The organism is Pseudomonas sp. P5_A2_2 (assembly GCF_054177685.1).
Window position 1 is genome coordinate 1 of record NZ_JBGCUL010001047.1, and the last position, 1,498, is coordinate 1,498.

A 1,498-nucleotide genomic window follows, 5' to 3' on the forward strand; every position below is an offset into this window, starting at 1 on the left:
ACCTTGGAGTCACCGTGCCTCGGGTTGTACCGCTACAAAACCTCTACGCCAAGGCCTGACAACTAATTCACCCCTTGGACTGGAAATAGGCACGTTGATTGCTATTGTTAATATCGTATACGAAATCCCCAATACGATATTCAACAGCACTTCACATCAACGAGGCCTCTATGAAAAACCCCGCATTTGCCGTAGCCCTCAGCGCTGTCCTCAGTACCTCCTTCATCGCCACTGCCCAGGCCGACAAGCTCGACGACATCATCGGTTCGGGCAAGCTGCGCTGCGCCGTGACCCTGGACTTCCCGCCCATGGGCTTTCGCGATGCCAGCAACTCGCCGGCCGGCTTCGATGTGGACTATTGCCGCGACCTGGCGAAGATCCTCGGGGTCGAGGCCGAAGTGGTGGAAACGCCGTTCCCGGATCGCATTCCGGCACTGGTCTCCGGGCGGGCTGACGTGATCGTCGCGTCCACCTCCGACACCCTCGAACGCGCCAAGACCGTTGGCCTCACCGTGCCCTACTTTGCCTTCCAGATGGTGGTGCTGACCCGCGACGACACCGGCATCAACGGCTTCGACGACCTCAAGGGCAAAGCAGTGGGCAACACCAGCGGCACCTATGAGGCCATCGCCCTGGAGAAAGACGTGAAGAACTGGGGCTCGGGCAGTTTCCGAGCCTACCAGTCGCAGAGCGATACCCTGCTAGCCGTCGCCCAAGGCCACATCGATGCCACTGTGGTCACCAACACCGTGGCCGCCGCCACCCTCAAGTCGGGCAAATACAAAAACCTGAAAGTCGCCGGTAACGCCCCGTACGTCATCGACTACGTGTCCCTGGGTGCCAAGCGCAGCGAGTTCGGCCTGCTCAACTACCTCAACCTGTTCGTCAACCAACAGGTGCGCACCGGTCGCTACAAGGAGCTGTTCGTTAAATGGGTCGGCACCGAGATCCCGCCGACCAACCTGACCGTGCCTCAGGTCTACTACTGAGATGTCCGGCATGCCTAGGCCAATGTCTCTGACCGGGCGCAGCCTGGTGACGGGTGCCGCGCAAGGCGCCCTGCTGTTCGCCGATGTCGGCTTGAGTTTCTGGGGCGGCGTCGATCCCGGCACGGGGGAAGTCATCGACCGCCATCACCCGCTCAGCGGCCAACACCTGGCCGGCCGCGTGCTGGCGATTCCCAGTGGTCGCGGCTCGTGCACCGGCAGCAGTGTGTTGATGGAACTGATCAGCAACGGCCATGCACCGGCGGCATTGGTGCTGGCCGAAGCCGACGAGATCCTGACCTTGGGCGTGCTGGTGGCGCAGACCATTTTTGCCCGTTCCCTGCCGGTGCTGTGCATCGGTCCGGAGGCCTTCGCCGCCTTGCGCGGCCAGGCCTTCGCCCGGGTCGAAAATACAACGCTGAGCCTGTTCGACCACCTGCCGGGCGACGCCTGGCAGGCGCTCGACAGCCCATTACCAAACTCTGACAGCACCGCCTCGATCAGGCTCACCG

Annotated in this window: 2 protein-coding genes; both read left to right on the top strand. The window is 62.2% G+C overall.

Translation table 11 applies throughout. The annotated features are described in order from the left end of the window. Positions 1–170: 170 nt before the first annotated feature. Positions 171–989, top strand: a complete 819-nt coding sequence (locus tag ACXRVY_RS28630; protein WP_046042020.1) for an ABC transporter substrate-binding protein — start codon at positions 171–173, stop codon at positions 987–989. 10 nt (positions 990–999) lie between these two features. Further along, a partial coding sequence (locus ACXRVY_RS28635) for an aconitase X swivel domain-containing protein (RefSeq protein WP_458238909.1) occupies positions 1,000–1,498 on the top strand: 499 nt, incomplete at its 3' end.